This is a genomic window from Streptomyces mutabilis, from assembly GCF_046628145.1.
GTDB lineage: Bacteria > Actinomycetota > Actinomycetes > Streptomycetales > Streptomycetaceae > Streptomyces > Streptomyces mutabilis.
This window is the reverse complement of record NZ_CP176874.1, coordinates 3,088,268-3,106,631: the sequence shown is the minus strand read 5'-3', so window position 1 is coordinate 3,106,631 and position 18,364 is coordinate 3,088,268. Positions and strand designations below refer to the sequence as shown.

The following is an 18,364-nucleotide window of genomic DNA, read 5'->3' as shown; positions in this document are numbered from 1 at the left end:
GTTCCCCCGACCACGAAAGCGGCAGCCCCATGCGCGTCTACGTTCCCCTGACCCTCTCCGGTCTCGCCGAGGCCCGCAGGACGGGACAGCTGGGGACCGGGCCGCTCGTCGCCCACGCCGTCACTCCGGCGCTGCGCGAGTGGTACCTCTCGGACGACATCGAGGAGCTGGAGTACGCGGCTCTGAACCGGGCCGCGCTCGCCTCGCTGCGGCTGGTGGCGGCGGACTCCGGGGCGCCCCGGCGCCGGGTCGTGGTCGCTGCCGACGTGCCCGACGGGGCGGCCACCGTCGACCCGGACCGCGGGCTCGATCCGTCCGCGCTGGGCGAGGTGCGGTTGGCGGGGCCCCTGCCGCTGGCCAAGGCGGCCTCGGTGCACGTCGACTCCGCCGACGCCGAGGCGGACGTGGCCGCGGCGGCGGGGGCCCTCGCGGCGGCGGACGGCGGGGACGACGACGCCCAGTTCGTCGTGGACGGGGCGGAGGACCACGAGCTGCTGTGGTACGCGACGCAGGAGATCGCGAGCCTGGTCGAGGCCGGCGACTGACACTGCGGCGACTGATACTGCGGCGGCGGGCACCCGGGCGGCCGGCACTCCGGCGGCCGGCACTGGGCTGCCGACACCCGGCAGCCCCACACCCCTCCCGCAGGCCGAGCACCGGGTGGCGTCGCCCTCGGCGAGCGGCCCCGCCTTGATTGTCAGTGGCGGCGGGTACGTTTTCGAGCATGGGGATGCAGACAGGGGCGCACATCGTCTGGGACTGGAACGGGACGCTTTTCCACGACAACGACGCGATCATCGGGGCGACGAACGCGGCGTTCGCCGAGCTGGGGCTGGCGCCGATCACGCTGGAGCAGTACCGGGCGCTGTACTGCGTGCCGGTGCCGAAGTTCTACGAGCGGCTGATGGGGCGGCTGCCCAGCGACGCCGAGTGGGAGGTCATGGACGCGACCTTCCATCGCCACTACGTCGAGCACCGGGTGCGGTGCGGGCTCGCCGAGGGCGCGGCGGAGCTGCTCGCGGGCTGGCGGTCGGCGGGGCGCAGCCAGTCGATCCTGAGCATGTACGGGCATGACGAGCTGGTGCCGCTGGTCAAGGGCTTCGGGATCGAGTCCCACTTCATACGCGTCGACGGGCGGACCGGGCCCTCCGGGGGCAGCAAGGCCGAGCACATGGTGCGGCACATCGCGGCGCTGGCCGGGTCGGCCGGGATCGATCCGGCGCGCACGGTGGTGATCGGGGACGCCGCGGACGACGCGGTGGCCGCGGGGCACGTGGGGGCGCGGGCGGTGCTCTACACCGGGGGGTCGCACAGTCGGGCGAGTCTGGAGGGGGTCGGGGTGCCGGTGGTGGACACGTTGGGGGAGGCCGTGGCTGAGGCGGAGCGGTTGGCGGCGTGAGGCTGCCGCCGGCTCATCGGGGCCGGGGACGCCGTCGGTCGTGCGCTGACCGGCGTGGGTGTGGGGCCCACAGCTGGGCGGGTGTGGCACGGGTGCGGTGTCTCTGTGCAGAACGTCAAAGTTTCGGTCCCGGTTTTGTACACATACGGGTCGTGACGAGAGCCCCGCGGGGAGCGATAGCCTTGTGGCGTGATCAGCGCGATAGCTCGCGGGGGCACCGGTGCCTCCGCCCTGCGCCCGGTACGCACGGACGACATCCGTGTCCGGGCGGCGGTCGCTGATCCTCGCGGGCGGGACGGGGCACGCACAGCCCCCGGTACGACGCCGCGCACTCCCCGGACGGTGACGACGAGAGCGACGTCACACCTGGTGAACGTGGCGACATTGGCTGATATGCCCCCGCTCCTCTCACCTTGCGGCATAGCGTCTGAACGGACCGGACACCCCGTGTCCCGAGGACGTGCCGGAAGGCAGGAGACCGTACTTCCTTCTACGTCACGCAACGGCGCGCGACAGGAGCCAGAGGACAATGCAGACCAAGCTGGACGAAGCCAAGGCCGAGCTGCTCGAAAGGGCTGCGCGGGTAGCTGAGAACAGCCCGGTCGGGGGGCACCTACCGACTGGGACGACGGACGAGGGCACGCCGGGCACCCCGGACCAGGCATCCGTGTTCGCGTTCCTTGGGCGCTACTACCGGCACACCGCCCCGGAGGACCTGACCGACCGCGACCCGGTCGACGTCTTCGGAGCCGCCGTCTCGCACTACCGGCTGGCCGAGAACCGCCCGCAGGGCACGGCGAACGTGCGGGTGCACACCCCGACCGTCGAGGAGAACGGCTGGACGTGCAGCCACTCCGTGGTCGAGGTGGTCACCGACGACATGCCCTTCCTCGTCGACTCCGTGACCAACGAGCTGACCCGGCAGGGCCGCGGCATCCACGTCGTGGTCCACCCGCAGATCGTGGTGCGCCGCGACGTCACCGGCAAGCTCGTCGAGGTGCTCACCGGCGGCCCCTCCGCCGACCTGCCGCACGACGCGCACGTCGAGTCCTGGATCCACGTCGAGATCGACCGCGAGACCGACCGCGGCGACCTGAAGCAGATCACCGCCGACCTGCTGCGCGTCCTCAACGACGTCCGCGAGACCGTCGAGGACTGGGGCAAGATGCGCGACGCGGCCGTCCGCATCGCCGAGGGGCTGCCGGACGAGCCGACTCCCGGCGACCTGCCCCCGCGGGAGCTGGAGGAGGCCCGCGAGCTGCTGCGCTGGCTGGCCGACGACCACTTCACCTTCCTCGGCTACCGCGAGTACGAGCTGCGCGGCGACGACTCCCTGGCCGCGGTGGCCGGCACCGGCCTCGGCATCCTGCGCTCCGACCCGCACCACGCGAGCGACGAGAGCCACCCGGTCAGCCCCTCCTTCGAGCGCCTGCCGGCCGACGCCCGGGCCAAGGCCCGCGAGCACCGGCTGCTGGTGCTGACCAAGGCCAACAGCCGGGCGACCGTGCACCGGCCGTCGTACCTGGACTACATCGGCGTCAAGAAGTTCGACGCGGACGGCAACGTCGTCGGCGAGCGCCGCTTCCTCGGGCTCTTCTCCTCCGCCGCGTACACCGAGTCCGTCCGCCGCGTGCCGGTGATCCGGCGCAAGGTGGAGGAGGTGCTGGAGCGGGCCGGGTTCTCGCCCCACAGCCACGACGGCCGGGACCTGCTCCAGATCCTGGAGACCTACCCGCGCGACGAGCTGTTCCAGACGCCACCCGACGAGCTGCAGTCCATCGTCACCTCCGTGCTCTACCTCCAGGAGCGGCGCCGCCTGCGCCTCTACCTGCGCCAGGACGAGTACGGGCGCTACTACTCGGCCCTCGTCTACCTCCCCCGCGACCGCTACACCACCGGTGTCCGGCTGCGGATCATCGACATCCTCAAGGAGGAGCTCGGCGGCACCAGCGTCGACTTCACGGCCTGGAACACCGAGTCGATCCTGTCCCGGCTGCACTTCGTTGTCCGCGTCCCGCAGGGCACCGAGCTGCCGCACCTGTCCGACGCCGACAAGGAGCGCGTCGAGGCCCGCCTGGTCGAGGCCGCCCGCTCCTGGGCCGACGGGTTCGCCGAGGCGCTGACCGCCGAGTTCGGCGAGGAGCACGCGGCGGAGCTGCTGCGCCGCTACGGCAGCGCCTTCCCGGAGGGCTACAAGGCCGACCACGGCCCGCGCTCCGCGGTCGCCGACCTCGGTCACCTGGAGCGGCTCGACGAGGAGCGCACGTTCGCGCTGAGCCTGTACGAGCCGGTCGGCGCCGCGCCCGAGGAGCGCCGGTTCAAGATCTACCAGAAGGGCGGCACCGTCTCCCTGTCCGCCGTGCTGCCGGTGCTCAGCCGGCTCGGCGTCGAGGTCACCGACGAGCGGCCGTACGACCTGCGCTGCGCGGACCGCACCACGGCCTGGATCTACGACTTCGGCCTGCGCATGCCGAAGTCGGTGGCCGGCGGCGCCGACTACCTCGGTGACGACGCCCGCGAGCGCTTCCAGGAGGCCTTCGCCGCCACCTGGAACGGGCAGGCGGAGAACGACGGCTTCAACGCCCTGGTCCTCAGCGCCGGGCTGACCTGGCGGCAGGCCATGGTGCTGCGCGCGTACGCCAAGTACCTGCGGCAGGCCGGCTCGACGTTCAGCCAGGACTACATGGAGGACACCCTCCGCAACAACGTCCACACCACGCGCCTGCTGGTCTCCCTGTTCGAGGCGCGGATGGCCCCGGAGCGCCAGCGCGCCGGACGCGAGATCGTCGACGCCCTGCTCGAAGAGGTCGACGCGGCCCTCGACCAGGTCGCCAGTCTCGACGAGGACCGCATCCTGCGTTCCTTCCTCACCGTCATCAAGGCGACGCTGCGGACGAACTTCTTCCAGAAGGCGGCGGGCGGCAAGCCGCACGACTACGTCTCCATGAAGTTCGACCCGCAGGCCATCCCCGACCTGCCCGCGCCGCGTCCGGCGTTCGAGATCTGGGTGTACTCGCCGCGCGTCGAGGGCGTCCACCTGCGCTTCGGCAAGGTCGCACGCGGTGGTCTGCGCTGGTCGGACCGCCGGGAGGACTTCCGCACCGAGATCCTCGGCCTGGTCAAGGCACAGATGGTGAAGAACACCGTCATCGTGCCGGTCGGCGCCAAGGGCGGCTTCGTCGCCAAGCAGCTGCCCGACCCGAGCGTGGACCGCGACGCCTGGATGGCCGAGGGCATCGCCAGCTACCGGACCTTCATCTCGGCGCTGCTCGACATCACCGACAACATGGTGGCCGGCGAGGTCGTGCCCCCGGCCGACGTCGTCCGGCACGACGAGGACGACACGTACCTCGTCGTCGCCGCCGACAAGGGCACGGCGAAGTTCTCGGACATCGCCAACGAGGTCGCCGAGTCCTACAACTTCTGGCTCGGCGACGCCTTCGCCTCCGGCGGCTCGGCGGGTTACGACCACAAGGGCATGGGCATCACCGCCCGCGGTGCCTGGGAGTCCGTCAAGCGGCACTTCCGGGAGCTGGGCGTGGACACCCAGACCCAGGACTTCACCGTCGTCGGCATCGGCGACATGTCCGGCGACGTGTTCGGCAACGGCATGCTGCTGTCCGAGCACATCCGCCTGGTCGCCGCCTTCGACCACCGGCACATCTTCGTCGACCCGAACCCCGACTCGGCCACCTCGTACGCCGAGCGGCGCCGCCTGTTCGAGCTGCCGCGCTCCTCGTGGGAGGACTACGACGCGGGCCTGATCTCAGCGGGCGGCGGCGTCTTCCCGCGCACGGCCAAGTCGATCCCGGTCAACGCCCACATGCGCGAGGCCCTCGGCATCGAGCCCGGCATCACCAAGATGACCCCGGCCGAGCTGATGAAGGCGATCCTCACCTCCCCGGTGGACCTGCTGTGGAACGGCGGCATCGGTACGTACGTCAAGGCGTCCACCGAGTCCAACGGCGACGTCGGCGACAAGGCCAACGACGCCATCCGCGTCGACGGCAAGGACCTGCGCGTCCAGGTCGTGGGCGAGGGCGGCAACCTGGGCCTGACCCAGCTGGGCCGCATCGAGTTCGCCCGCACCGGCGGCAAGATCAACACGGACGCCATCGACAACAGCGCGGGCGTGGACACCTCCGACCACGAGGTGAACATCAAGATCCTGCTCAACGGTCTGGTCAAGGACGGCGACATGACCGTCAAGCAGCGCAACAAGCTGCTGGCCCAGATGACCGACGAGGTCGGCGCCCTGGTCCTGCGCAACAACTACGCGCAGAACACGGCGATCGCCAACGCGCTCGCCCAGTCCAACGACATGCTCCACGCCCAGCAGCGCTTCATGCGCCACCTGGTGCGGGAGGGCAGCCTCGACCGGGCCCTGGAGTTCCTGCCCACCGACCGCCAGATCCGTGAACGCCTCGGCGCGGGCCAGGGCCTGACCGGCCCGGAGACGGCCGTGCTGCTGGCGTACACGAAGATCACGGTCGCCGAGGAGCTGCTGCACACCTCGCTGCCCGACGACCCGTACCTCAAGGGCCTGCTGCACGCCTACTTCCCGACGGCGCTGCGCGAGCAGTTCCTCGACCGGATCGACGGCCACCCGCTGCGCCGCGAGATCACGACGACCGTCCTGGTCAACGACACGGTCAACACCGGCGGTACGACGTACCTGCACCGGATGCGCGAGGAGACCGGCGCGTCGCTGGAGGAGATCGTGCGGGCGCAGACCGCGGCCCGGGCGATCTTCCGCTCCTCCCCGGTGTGGGACGCGGTGGAGGCCCTGGACACCAAGGTCGAGGCCGCCGTGCAGACCCGTATCCGCCTGCACTCGCGGCGCCTGGTCGAGCGCGGCACGCGCTGGCTGCTCAACAACCGGCCGCAGCCGCTGGAGCTCGCCGAGACGGTGGACTTCTTCGCCGAGCGCGTCGAGCAGGTCTGGTCGCAGCTGCCCAAGCTGCTGCGCGGCGCGGACGCGGAGTGGTACCAGCACATCTACGACGAGCTGACCGCGGCCGGTGTCCCCGACGAGCCGGCCACGCGGGTGGCCGGGTTCTCCTCGGCCTTCCCGACGCTGGACATCGTGTCGGTGGCCGACCGCACGGGCAAGGAGCCGCTGGACGTCGCCGAGGTGTACTACGACCTCGCCGACCGGCTCGGCGTCACCCAGCTGATGGACCGCATCAGCGCCCTGCCGCGCACCGACCGCTGGCAGTCCATGGCCCGCGCGGCGATCCGCGAGGACCTGTACGCGGCGCACGCGGCGCTCACCGCCGACGTGCTGGCGGCCGGCAACGGCACGTCGACGCCGGAGCAGCGGTTCAAGGCGTGGGAGCAGAAGAACGCGGCGATCCTCGGCCGGGCCCGCACCACGCTGGAGGAGATTCACAACTCGGAGACGTTCGACCTCTCCAACCTGTCGGTGGCCATGCGGACGATGCGGACGCTGCTGCGTACGCATTCGTGACGGAGTGACGGCGTGACGCCGTAGTCGCACGGTTGTGCGAGGCGCCCCGGGTCCTGCGACCCGGGGCGCCTTTATGCCCGATCTAGGCGGAATGCCCCGTATAGGGTGACCGCGTGACTGGGCGTCTCTGGACGACACGCGTCGCCGCGCTCGTCCTCCTCCTGCTGCTGCTCCTGGCCGTCGTCCGGCTGCCCTGGGCCGGTGACCTCGGCATCCACGCCGCCACCGTCGAACGGCTGCGGCACAGCCTGACCGACCCCGGCAACCCGCTGGTCGACGCGGACACGCCGAGTCCGTACTACTCGCCGTGGACGGTGCTGCTCGGCTGCGTGGCCGCGGCGACGGGGTGGTCCGTCTTCGTCGTGCTGCGGATCGGGGCGCTGGTGGCCGTCGGGGTGCTGGTGACGGGGGTGTGGCGGTACGTCCGCACACTGAGCGGGCACCGGGCGGCGCCGCCGCTGGCGCTGCTGTGCCTGGTGCTGTTGTGGGGCACGGACGAGTTCAGCTGGAGCGGCTTCCTCGGTTTCCACTCCCTCGCGCTGACGGTGGCCTATCCGAGCGTGCTCGCGCTCGGTCTCGCCTTCCACCTGTGGGCGTGGCCGGCCCGGTCGGCCGGCCGGTGGGTCTGGCTCGGGTGCGGGGCGCTGTGGGCGGTGATCCTGCTCGTCCACCAGTTCTCCGGGGTGGTCGCCTCGCTGGGCGCGCTGGCCGTCGTGTTCGGCTCCCGGGCGGAGCGGGTGGCGTGGCGGTGGCTGGGCGCGGGCCTGGTGCTGGGAGTGGCGGTGCTGTGGGCCTGGCCCTACTACGACTTCTTCGCGCTGCTCGGCGCGGGGGACGGGATGAACGCGGTGCACCGGTCGCTGTACCGGGACCTGGCCGGGCGGTACTGGCTGGTGCTGGTGGGCGTGGCGGCGCTGGGGGTGCGCTGGTGGCGTGACCGGCGGGACGTACTGGTGCTGTTCTTCGCGCTGGGCGCGGTGGTGTTCGTGGCGGGTGGCGTGAGCGGGCACTGGTCGTGGGGGAGGGCGCTGCCCGCCGCGCTGATCCCGGCGCAGCTCGCGGTGGCGCTGGAGGTGGTGGGGGCCGGGCGGCAGGCGGTGCGGACGGTGTGGGCGTGCGTGCTGGGCGCGGCGCTGGTGGTGGGGGCGTGGGGGCAGGCGGGGGCGCTCGGGTACGTGGTGGACCGGGGGCTGCTGCCGGGGGTGGTCGAGGCGAAGTACCGGGAGCCTTGGACGGGGTACCACTGGATCACGCCGTGGGTGGGGTACGGGGACGTGGTCATGGCGAGGGAGCTGCCCTCGCGGCAGATTCCGGCGTACGGGGCGTACACCGTGGCTCCCGGGTATCCCGACTTCTTCCTGCGGGACGAGGGGGAGCGGGTGGGTGCGGTGCGGGAGTACTTCTCGGAGGGGGTGGTGGGGAGTGTGCGGCGGGGGATCGTGCGGGAGTACGGGGTGCGGTGGGTGGTGGACCGGGGGGACGGGCTTCGGGGGGTCGAGGGGTTGGCGGTGGTGGCGCGGGGGCCCGGTGGGGAGGTGCTGTACGCGGTGGTGGGGTGAGCGGCGTGGGGGTGGGCCGAGGGGTGTCGCAGCCCGGCGTTGCGGGGTGCCGCTGCGCCCACCCGTGCCGCCCCAGCGGCACGACTGCCCGCAGCTGCGGTGGCTGCGGTGGCTGCGGTGGTCTGTGGTGGCTGTGGCAGTTGCGGGTGGCTGCGGCGTGCTGGGGTGGCTGTGGCACCTGTGGCGGGTTGGGCCCGGCGTCAGCGCAGGACGCTTGCCGCGAGGCGGGCCGCGCGCTTCACGCGGGGTGTGGCCAGGCGGCGGAGGGCAGGGCGGATGACGGACGCCGTGTGGTCCACCGGCTGCCAGCGGATCTTCAGCCGGCCCGGGTTGTGGCCCTCCGGTTCCACCGTGACCCGGTGGGGCAGGGCGCCCGAGCGGTAAGGGATCCGGGCGGTGAGAGGCGTGAAGGCGAGCGGGGCCAGGAGGAGACCCGTGTGGGTCTGGCCCTGGTGGCGGAGCCGGAGCACGGGGTGGCGGACGCCCTCGAAGCCCTGGAGGGGGAGGCGGGCCGATGCCAGGTCCAGGCGGACGCGTCCCTCGAAGACGCCGGGGCGGACGGGCGAGAGGCGGAACGGGACCGTGAGGCGTCGACGGCCCGGGGAGAGGTGGAGCACGGCGCGTCGGTGGCCGACCGGGAGGCGGAGGGCCGGGTCGTAGGTGCGGACGGCCAGGTCGACCGAGGCGCCGGGACCGCGTGTGATCTCCGTGATCTCGTGGCGCAGCTGGGCGCCGAAGAACGGGCGGGTGTCCAGGTCCAGCTCCGTCAGGTCCAGTTCGCGGCGGGCCTGTTCCGAGCGCGGGACCTCCTCGCCCCAGTAGGTGCGGCCGTCGGTCGCGTCCGGCGTGATCCGGCGCGGGGCCACGTCGTGGCCGAGGCCCCGGGCCGCGATCCGTACGTCGGACAGGCGGCCGTCGCGGACCAGCTGGAGCACCACCCGCTCGGCGCGGGGCAGGCGCGCGTAGGCGCCCGGGGCGAGCGTGTCGAGGTACGGGACCATGATGTCCGCGAAGGACGCGAGCCACGTCTCGTCCCGGTACGGGAGGTCACCGGCGTACATCCGGAAGTCGTGCTTGAGGAACTTGAAGTCCTTGTCCTCCCGCAGCGACTCGTGCCCGCTCTCGGCCAGGAACGCGTCGATGAGGCGCTGCACGTGGACGCGGTCGCGGACGTTGGTCAGCTTGTGCCGCTGGTTGGAGATGGAGGCCGTCTCGGAGGCGGCGTACGGGGCGACGTACCAGCGGTAGACCGGCTCGGGGACGACGGTGAACGTCTTGGCCAGGCAGTACGCCTGCGCCGAGAAGAGCTGGTCCTCGTAGTGGATGCCCTCGGGGAAGCGCAGGTCGTGGCGGTCGAGGAAGGCGCGGGCGTACATCTTGCTGGTCGACAGGTGCTCGAAGAACAGGCGCGGGTCGGCCTCGATCCCGTCGAGCGTGCGGCGTTCGGCGACCAGGTGCGGCATCCAGGTCGTACGGCGTCCGCCGTCCACGCGTATCCGGTGCACCGCGCCCATGGCGAAGTCCAGGTCGCGCTCGCGGTGGGCGGCGAGCAGCACCTCGACGGCGCGCTCGGGCAGTTCGTCGTCGCTGTCCAGGAACATCAGGTACGGGGCACGGGCGATCTCCAGGGCACGGTTGCGCGGGGCGCTGCACCCGCCGCTGTTCTCGGGCAGCCGCAGGTACACGACGCGGGGATCGCGGGCCGCCAGCTCGCGGGCCACCTCCTCGGTGGCGTCCGTCGAGTGGTCGTCGCTGATGACGACCTCGATGTCCGCGTGGGTCTGGCGCAGCACGGACGCCACCGCGCGGGGGAGGCGTTCGGCGTCGTTGTAGACGATGACCGTGACGGTGACGTCGGGGGTGTCCGTCGGCTGAGTGGTGCTCATGACGCCGTCGCCTCCTCGGGGCTCGGGGCCGGGGTGCGCTCCTCGATCGGCAGGACGGGAGGCAGCGTCCGCTCGTCCTCGCCGAGGAAGACCCGGCGCACGACGCGTTCGGCGGCGCGGCCGTCGTCGTACTCGCAGAACCGGCGGCGGAAGGCGGCCCGCGCCTTCGCCGCGCGGGCGTCGCGCCAGGCGTCGGTTGTGAGGATCTCCGTCAGTTCGGCCTGGTCGCGGGCGACCGGGCCCGGGGCCTCGGCCATCAGGTCGAAGTAGACGCCGCGGGTGGTGCGGTAGGTCTCCCAGTCGTCGGCGTGGATGACGATCGGGCGGTCCAGGTTGGCGTAGTCGAACATGATCGACGAGTAGTCGGTGACCAGCGCGTCGGCGGCCAGGCACAGGTCCTCGACGGGGTCGTAGGAGGAGACGTCGATGATCCGGCCGGTGCGGCGCAGGCCCGTCAGGGGCGAGGTGGCGTTCTCGTAGAAGTAGTGGGCGCGTACCAGCAGGACCGTGTCCTGCCCGAGCCGGTCGGCGAGCGCGGCCAGGTCCAGGCGGGGCGTCCAGCCGGCCTCGTAGTCGCGGTGGGTGGGCGCGTACAGGACCGCCCGCCGGCCGGGCGCGATGCCGAGGCGTTCGCGGACCGCGCGGACCTCGGGGGCGCCGGCCGTGTAGAAGACGTCGTTGCGCGGATAGCCGTGGTCGAGGGAGACGTGCCGGGACGGGTACGCCCGCTGCCACATGCGTGTGGAGTGGCTGTTGGCGCTGACGCTGAAGTCCCACCGGTCCACCCGCTCCAGCAGCGCCTGGAAGTCGAGGCCCCGGGCGGCGGCGGGGTACGGCATCTGATCCAGGCCCATGCGCTTGAGCGGGGTGCCGTGGTGGGTCTGGAGGTGGACGGTGCCGGGGCGTTTGACCACCGCGTCCGGGAAGTTGACGTTGTTGACGAGGTACTTGGCGCGGGCCAGCACCTCCCAGTAGCGGCGGGTGCCGGGGACGACGTGGTCGGTGCCGGGCGGCAGCAGGGCCGCGTTCGCCGCCGTGACCACCCACACCGGGTGCACGCTCGGGGCGAGTTCGGCGAGCTTGGCGGCTATCGCGGCCGGGCTGCAGGCCACCCCGCGCGCCCAGTACGCCGAGAAGACGGCGAGGTGCTGGTCGACCGGCTCGGCGAGCGCCCGGCGGTACTGGAGGGCGCGCAGCCGTGTCCCGGCCCGGTGCCGGGCGGTGCGCGCCGCCGACCGCGCCCGGCGGCGCGTGCGGTTGGCGACCTGGAGCGCCCGGTACCGGGTGCGGGCGTCCTCCTCCAGCAGCGACCGGCGTACGCCTTCCAGGCCGGTGCGGCGCCGGTGGCCCTCGGGGCGGTGGTGCCGGGCGGCCAGGGACGCCCGGTGGAAGAACTCCCGTGCGACGTCGTCCGGCATCCCGGCACGGGCGTGGGCGCGCAGACAGTCGCGGACCATCAGGTCGTACAGGACGGCGTGGACGGCGGGCCGGCCGGCGGCGACGTCGAGGAGCCGCTCGTAGCGCTCGATCAGGGCGTAGTGCCGGTCGGGCGTGACCGGTGGCAGGCTCTCGGCACGCAGTCGCCGGTCCTCGTACGCGGGGTGGGGCAGGCAGGCGACGCGGTCGGCGAGCAGCAGGGCGGTGTGCGCGGCGAACGGCTCGTCGTCGGTGGTGAGGAGCCGTTCGTTCGCCCGCCAGAATCCGGCGCGCACGGCGCGGTTGCCGAGCAGCCCGGTCACCGAGAGCAGCGCCGCGTGGTCGTCGAGGGCGAGGGCGTCCCGGCCCGCGCGGGCGAGGCGGGGGCCGTCGGGAGAGGGCAGGCCGGAGGTCCGCCAGGTGCTGCGGACGTGGTCGAAGAGCAGGACGTCCACCGTGTCGGGGAGGTCCGCGGTGTGCTCGGCGATCATGCGCGGGGCGCCGGCGGGCACGTGGTCCTTGGCGTGGACGAAGTGCAGCCACCGGCCCGCCGCGCGTGCCGCCCCCGCCGCGCGGGCCGCGGCGTCGCCCGCCCCGTCCGGGAGGGGGAGCACGGTGAACGCGGGGGTGTGCCGCTCGGCGGCCTCCCGCGCCCAGTCCCCGACGGCGGCGACGATCACCTCGACGCCGGTGAGGGGGTGGGCGTCGAGGGTGTCGAGGAGGGCGGGCAGGTGGTCCTGGACGTTGGCACCGTGGACGATGACGCTGAGGTCGGGGGTCTCGGACATCGCGGGGACTCCTTCGCCGTCGTCGCTCCCGGCACACTCCTGTTCGGTCGTTCGGCCATAGTGGCACTAATCGGGCAAAAGGGTTAACCGCAGGTGCGCCTCCCGGGGGAAGGACGCGGCGCCCCGCAGGTGGTCAGGCGGCCGTCTTCGCCTTCGGGGCGGGCTTGGCCGCCCGGTCCGGGCCGCCGGTGAACTTCTCGTACTCCTTCAGGACCGCGTCCGTCGGTCCGTCCATGCGCAGCTCGCCGCGCTCCAGCCACAGCACCCGGTCGCAGGTGTCGCGGATCGACTTGTTGCTGTGGCTGACCAGGAACACCGTGCCGGCGTGCTTGCGCAGCTCCCGGATGCGTTCCTCGGACCGCTTCTGGAAGGAGCGGTCGCCGGTGGCCAGGGCCTCGTCGACGAGGAGGACGTCGTGGTCCTTGGCAGCGGCGATGGAGAAGCGCAGCCGGGCCGCCATGCCGGAGGAGTACGTGCGCATCGGCAGGGTGATGAAGTCGCCCTTGTCGTTGATCCCGGAGAAGTCGACGATCTCCTGGTACCGCTCCTTGATCTGCGCCCGGGACATGCCCATCGCCAGGCCGCCGAGGTGCACGTTGCGCTCGCCGGTGAGGTCGTTCATCAGGGCCGCGTTGACGCCGAGGAGGGAGGGCTGGCCGTCGGTGTAGATGTGGCCGCTCTCGACGGGGAGCAGGCCGGCGACGGCCTTGAGCAGCGTCGACTTGCCTGAGCCGTTGGTGCCGATCAGGCCGATGGCCTCGCCCCGGTACGCCACGAAGGACACGTTCCGCACGGCGTGCACCCGGCGTACGCCCGCCGCCTTCTCGGCCTTCTTCCGGCGCACGATGCGGTTGAGGGCGGCGGTCGCGGAGCCCCGGCCGGCGCCGGTGCCGTTGACCCGGTAGACGATGTCGACGCCGTCGGCGATCACGGTGGGGACGCGCTCGGCGGGGGCGCCGGCGGGGGTGCCGGCGGGGGTGTTGTCAGCGGGGGTGTCAGCCACGACCGTACGTCTCCTCGGCCTTCCAGAAGTAGATGAAACCGCCGATGCCGGCGACCAGTGCCCAGCCCAGCGCGAGCGCCCACACGTGGGGCGGCAGGTGGCTCGCGTCGAAGGTGTCGATCAGGGCGAAGCGCATCAGGTCGATGTAGACGACGGCGGGGTTGAGCTGGAGCACGGTGCCGACCCAGGAGGGCAGGCCGCTGTCCGGGCCGGTCATGTGGTCGATGCTGAACATGACGCCGGAGGCGTACATCCAGGTGCGCAGCAGGAACGGCATCAGCTGGGCCGCGTCGGGGATCTTGGAGCCCACCCGGGCCATGAACAGCGACACGCCCGCGTTGAACAGGAACTGCAGCACCAGCGCCGGCACCGCCAGCACCCAGGACGGGGCGGGCGGCACGCCGAAGGCGAGCAGGATGACGACGAGGGCGGCCATCGAGAACAGCAGCTGCTGGAGCTGCTGGAGGCAGAAGCTGACCGGCAGCGCGGCCCGCGGGAAGTGCAGGGCGCGCACGAGGCCGAGGTTGCCGGAGATGGCCTTGGTGCCCGCCATGATCGAGCTCTGCGTGAAGGTCCACACGAACACGCCGGTGACCAGGAACGGGACGAAGTCCTCCACGCCCCGGCTGGTGTTCATCAGCACGCCGAAGATGAAGTAGTACACCGCCGCGTTGAGCAGGGGCGTCATCACCTGCCAGACCTGGCCCAGCTTGGCCTGGCTGTACTGGGCGGTGAGCTTGGCGGTGGCGAAGGCGGTGATGAAGTGCCGGCGCGCCCACAGCTGTCGAACGTACTCGGGCAGGGAGGGGCGCGCGCCGCTGACCGTCAGACCGTGGCGGGCGGCGAGGGCCGCGAGGTCGTGTTCGCCGGCGGGGGCGGCCGGGGAGGCCGGGGCCGGTTCCGGAGGCGGTGTGTGGAGGACCTGGCTCACATCCGCTGCTTTCGCTCGGGGGAGGGGGGTGGCGACGCCCGGCGTTCACCTGCGTGTCGGAGCACGTTCATTACGTCGGGACGGGACCGTATCGTCGTAACGTGAGCGTAGGGCGTCGCCGCGTCGGAACGCAACCGTTTCGTCGTGACGCCCCTATGCTTGGCTCGCATGACGACCAACGCCGACGAGCCGCAGCCGCGCCCGCGCCGCCGGGCACCCGCCGGGGCGGCGGTGCTCCGCGAGGACGTGACGGAGGCCATCCGGGCGGCGGTCTTCGAGGAACTGGCGGCGGTCGGCTACGCGCGGATGTCCATCGAGGGCATCGCGCGCCGCGCGGGGGTCGGCAAGACGGCCGTCTACCGGCGCTGGCGCTCCAAGCTGCACCTGGTCCTCGACATCGTCTCCGCGCTCGCCGTGCAGGGTCTGCCCGTGCCGGACACCGGGTCCCTGGAGGGCGACCTGCGGCTGCTGTACGAGGTGACGTCCCGGGCCCTGCGCCACCCGGTGGCCTCGCAGATCATCCCCGACCTCCAGGCCGAGGCGGCCCGCAATCCCGACATCGCCGAGGCCATGCGGAAGACCCTCAGGGAGGGGCAGGACGGTGTCGCGAGCAAGATCCTCGCGGCGGCGGCGGAACGCGGAGAGCTGGGCCCGGCCGTCGACACCGACCTCGCCCTCGATCTGATCTCGGGCCCGCTGTACTGGCGTTCGGTGGTCATCCGCAGCCCGAAGCTGCCGAAGGGGTACCTGGGAGCGCTGGCGCGGGCGACGGCGGAGGGGCTGAAGGCGCTCTGAGGGAGGCCGGGCCGCCAACGGCCCCCGCTCTCGGTGAAGCCGGTGCGGTCACCTTCGGGGGGCGCGGTACGTCATGGAGGCAATGCCGTCTGTGGAAAGGGCCGTGACCGTGAACCCACCTGAGACCCTGGCCGTGCGCTTCGAGGAGCACCGACCTCACCTCAAGGCGGTCGCGTACCGCATGCTCGGTTCCCTGACCGAGGCGGAGGACGCGATCCAGGAGACGTGGTTGCGGTTGTCCGGATCCGACGACCGCCGGATCGACAATCTCGGAGGCTGGCTGACCACCGTGGTCGGCCGCGTCTGTCTGGACATGCTCCGGACCCGCAAGCGACGGGGCGAGGAGCCGCTGGAGCACCGGTTGCCCGACCCGGTGATCGGCCGGGAGGACGGGGCCGACCCCGAGCAGCAGGCGCTGATCGCCGACTCGGTCGGGCTGGCGCTGCTGGTGGTGCTGGAGTCGCTCAGCCCGGCGGAGCGGCTGGCGTTCGTGCTGCACGACATGTTCGGGCTGTCGTTCGAGGAGATCGCGCCGATCGTCGACCGCACGCCCGGGACCGCGAAGAAGCTGGCCAGCCGGGCCCGGCTGAAGGTCCGCGGAGCGACGCCGCCCCCGGACCCGGACCGGTCCGGCCGGCGCCGGGTGGTGGACGCCTTCCTGACCGCCGCGCGCGGCGGCGACTTCGACGGGCTGCTGGCCCTCCTGGACCCGGACGTGGTGCTGCGCGCGGACGGCGGGGTGCTCACCGGGGGCCTGCGGACGATCACTGGTGCCGCCGCCGTGGCCGGGCAACTGGAGACCTTCCGGCGGATGGCCACCGCCGCCACCACGCGCCCCGTGCTGGTCAACGGCCTGGCCGGACTGGTCAACACCATCGACGGGCAGTTGTTCTCCATCATGAGCTTCACCGTCGCCGACGGCAGGATCGCCGCCATCGACATCCTGTCCGACCCCGAACGCCTGGCCGGGCTCGACCTCGCGTCCGTCGAGGACTGACCCTCCCGCTGCCGGCCCCCTTCCGACGACTCCGGGTCCTCGGGAGGGGGCCGACGTGTGCGCGGCGCCACGGCTTCCGACCAGGGCCGGAAAGGGATCCGGTCCAGCCGGTCACCTTCGGCCCGCCCGCGACGTCAGTGCTGTGAACGAGCCGATGACACCGGGTCCGAGGGCCCGCATTCCGGAAGGGACACTCCTGATGAACGCCACGAACGACGCGAACGCCACGAACGCCACCGACGCCACCACGGCCGGCCTCGACACCCTCACCTCCCGCTTCTCCGACCCCCAGCAGCTGGTTCCCGAACTCGGCGACGTCAGCACCGCCCTCTTCAAGATCGCCGGCAACGGGACGGTTCCGCGCCGCACCGTCGTCCTGGTCCACCTGCGCGCCGGGCAGCTGGTCGGAAACACGTACCTGACGGTGATGCACACCGGCAACGCCCGCCGTGCGGGAGTGCCGGAGGAGAAGATCGCCGCCGTAGCCTCCTGGCGGGACGCCCCCTACTTCACCGACGCCGAGCGGGTGGCGCTGGAGCTGGTGGAGGCCGTGCTCACGCCGGGCGGGCACACCGAACGCGTCCCCGACGCCCTGTACGCGCGGGCGGCCGAGCACTACGACGCCAAGGCGCTGGTCACCCTCGCCATGGCGATCGGGCAGGTCAACTTCTTCGTCCCCATCGCGCTGATCGGCAAGCCGCTGCCCGGCGTGTCGATGGCCGAGCAGTGGCGTACGGCCCCGGCCGGCTAGTTCCCGCAACGGCCTCGAAGAGGGGCACGGGACCGACGCCCCGCTGCCCCTCGCCAACCCCGACCACCCGGAAGCACACGGAAGGAAGAGCGCCCGACCATGAGTTCATCCGAGTACCGCCCTGCACTGCTCACGCCCGCCACGCACAGGCGCCCCGTCGAGGGCGGACGCCCGGTGACCGACACCCGTACCGTCTGGCACGGTGCGTGGACCACGCCGGTCATGCGGCCGTCCGGGGCGCCGTGGTTCGAGACCTGGGCCGAGCGGGGCTTCGCAGACCAGTCGCTCCGGCAGATCGTCCGGGTGAACACCGGCGGCACCGAGATCAGGATCCGGGTGTCCAACGCCTACGGCACCGCACCCCTGCACCTCGCCGGTGCCGGCATCGGCCGCACCGCCTCCGGTGCGGCCGTGCGGCCGGACACCATGCGCACCCTGCGGTTCGACGGCTCCCCCTCCACCACCGTCCCCGCGGGGGGCCGCGTCGTCAGCGACCCGGTCGCCCTGCCCACCGAACCGCGCGAACAACTCACGGTCACGCTGTACTTCGAGGCGGCCACCGGTCCGGCCACCTACCACCAGGTGTCGATGACCACCACCTACCGCGCCGCCGGTGACCACCACCGCGATGCGGACGCCACCGCCTACACGGACAAGGTCGAGCCCGGGTTCGGCTCCTGGTACTACCTGGAAGGCGTCGAGACCTTCGGAGGACGCCCGCTGCCGCACGCGGTCGTCGCGTTCGGCGACTCCATCACGGACGGGTTCGGCGCGACCGTCGACGGCGACGACCGCTACCCCGACGTCCTCGCCGAGCGACTGATCGCCGCCGGTCGGCCCCGCCCGGTCCTGAACGCCGGCATCGGCTCCAACAGGCTGCTCACCGACTCGCCGCTCGGCGGTGACGCGGGCGTCTCGCGGTTCGCGCGGGACGTGCTCGGGCAGCCGCGGGTCGGAACGGTGATCGTCCTGATGGGCATCAACGACATCCAGGGGACCGACGATCCGACGGGCGACGCCGGCCGCGACGATCCGCCGGTCACCGCGCGGCGGCTGATCGACGGTCACCGCGCACTGATCCGCGCCTCCCGGGCCCGTGGGGTCAGGGCCGTGGGCGCCACGCTCACCCCCTACCGCGGGGCAGCGGGCTGGTCCGCCGCCGGCGAGGCGATCCGTGCCGAGGTCAACGAGTGGATCCGCAGCGGCGGCGAGTACGACGCCGTCGTCGACTTCGCCCGCGCCCTGGACCCCGACGGCACCGGCCGCATCCGGGACGGCCTGCACATCGGTGACCACCTCCACCCCGGACCCGCCGGTTACCGGGCCATGGCGGAGGCCATCGACCTGGCCGCCCTGGAGCGCTGAACCG

At 72.4% G+C, this 18,364-nt stretch carries 12 protein-coding genes; 8 read left to right on the top strand and 4 right to left on the bottom strand.

What is annotated here, in order from left to right; all coding sequences use genetic code 11:
* Positions 1 to 29: 29 nt before the first annotated feature.
* The 4 genes from ACLIN4_RS13775 to ACLIN4_RS13760 all read left to right on the top strand — a co-directional run bounded on the left by ACLIN4_RS13775 (position 30) and on the right by ACLIN4_RS13760 (position 8,428).
* A complete protein-coding gene (locus tag ACLIN4_RS13775) occupies positions 30 to 545 on the top strand; it encodes a DUF6912 family protein (protein ID WP_100046928.1) in 516 nt (171 codons plus the stop codon).
* Positions 546 to 724: 179 nt separating this feature from the next.
* Complete coding sequence (locus ACLIN4_RS13770) at positions 725 to 1,399, top strand: HAD family hydrolase (RefSeq protein WP_100046929.1); 675 nt, start codon at positions 725 to 727, stop codon at positions 1,397 to 1,399.
* Positions 1,400 to 1,928: 529 nt separating this feature from the next.
* Positions 1,929 to 6,869, top strand: a complete 4,941-nt coding sequence (locus ACLIN4_RS13765) for an NAD-glutamate dehydrogenase (RefSeq protein ID WP_107480102.1) — start codon at positions 1,929 to 1,931, stop codon at positions 6,867 to 6,869.
* A 113-nt stretch (positions 6,870 to 6,982) separates the two neighbouring features.
* Positions 6,983 to 8,428 carry a hypothetical protein gene (locus tag ACLIN4_RS13760; RefSeq protein WP_307652725.1) on the top strand — a complete coding sequence of 482 codons (1,446 nt, stop codon included), beginning with the start codon at positions 6,983 to 6,985 and terminating at the stop codon, positions 8,426 to 8,428.
* Between the two features lie 200 nt (positions 8,429 to 8,628).
* Here ACLIN4_RS13760 and ACLIN4_RS13755 read toward each other — a convergent pair whose 3' ends face one another.
* From ACLIN4_RS13755 to ACLIN4_RS13740, 4 genes are all read right to left on the bottom strand, one after another.
* A complete protein-coding gene (locus ACLIN4_RS13755; protein WP_411575827.1) occupies positions 8,629 to 10,314 on the bottom strand; it encodes a glycosyltransferase family 2 protein in 1,686 nt (561 codons plus the stop codon).
* On the bottom strand, positions 10,311 to 12,518 hold the full coding sequence (locus tag ACLIN4_RS13750; protein WP_411575826.1) for a CDP-glycerol glycerophosphotransferase family protein: 2,208 nt from the start codon (positions 12,516 to 12,518) through the stop codon (positions 10,311 to 10,313). Before ACLIN4_RS13750 ends, ACLIN4_RS13755 begins: the two co-directional genes overlap by 4 nt.
* Positions 12,519 to 12,651: 133 nt before the next feature.
* Positions 12,652 to 13,521: an ABC transporter ATP-binding protein gene (locus tag ACLIN4_RS13745; RefSeq protein WP_290014483.1), complete on the bottom strand. Its 870-nt coding sequence runs from the start codon at positions 13,519 to 13,521 to the stop codon at positions 12,652 to 12,654.
* Entirely contained in the window at positions 13,514 to 14,452 is a 939-nt protein-coding gene (locus ACLIN4_RS13740) for an ABC transporter permease (RefSeq protein WP_289903021.1), read from the bottom strand. Before ACLIN4_RS13740 ends, ACLIN4_RS13745 begins: the two co-directional genes overlap by 8 nt.
* Positions 14,453 to 14,620: 168 nt before the next feature.
* Between ACLIN4_RS13740 and ACLIN4_RS13735 the strand changes: the two genes are divergently transcribed.
* The 4 genes from ACLIN4_RS13735 to ACLIN4_RS13720 all read left to right on the top strand — a co-directional run bounded on the left by ACLIN4_RS13735 (position 14,621) and on the right by ACLIN4_RS13720 (position 18,360).
* A complete protein-coding gene (locus ACLIN4_RS13735) occupies positions 14,621 to 15,247 on the top strand; it encodes a TetR/AcrR family transcriptional regulator (RefSeq protein WP_107478253.1) in 627 nt (208 codons plus the stop codon).
* A 103-nt stretch (positions 15,248 to 15,350) separates the two neighbouring features.
* Positions 15,351 to 16,244 (top strand): sigma-70 family RNA polymerase sigma factor, encoded by an 894-nt coding sequence (locus ACLIN4_RS13730; protein WP_289903022.1) that lies wholly within the window; start codon positions 15,351 to 15,353, stop codon positions 16,242 to 16,244.
* 199 nt (positions 16,245 to 16,443) lie between these two features.
* A complete protein-coding gene (locus ACLIN4_RS13725) occupies positions 16,444 to 16,995 on the top strand; it encodes a carboxymuconolactone decarboxylase family protein (RefSeq protein ID WP_290014486.1) in 552 nt (183 codons plus the stop codon).
* 99 nt (positions 16,996 to 17,094) lie between these two features.
* Complete coding sequence (locus ACLIN4_RS13720; RefSeq protein WP_411575825.1) at positions 17,095 to 18,360, top strand: SGNH/GDSL hydrolase family protein; 1,266 nt, start codon at positions 17,095 to 17,097, stop codon at positions 18,358 to 18,360.
* Positions 18,361 to 18,364: the final 4 nt, after the last annotated feature.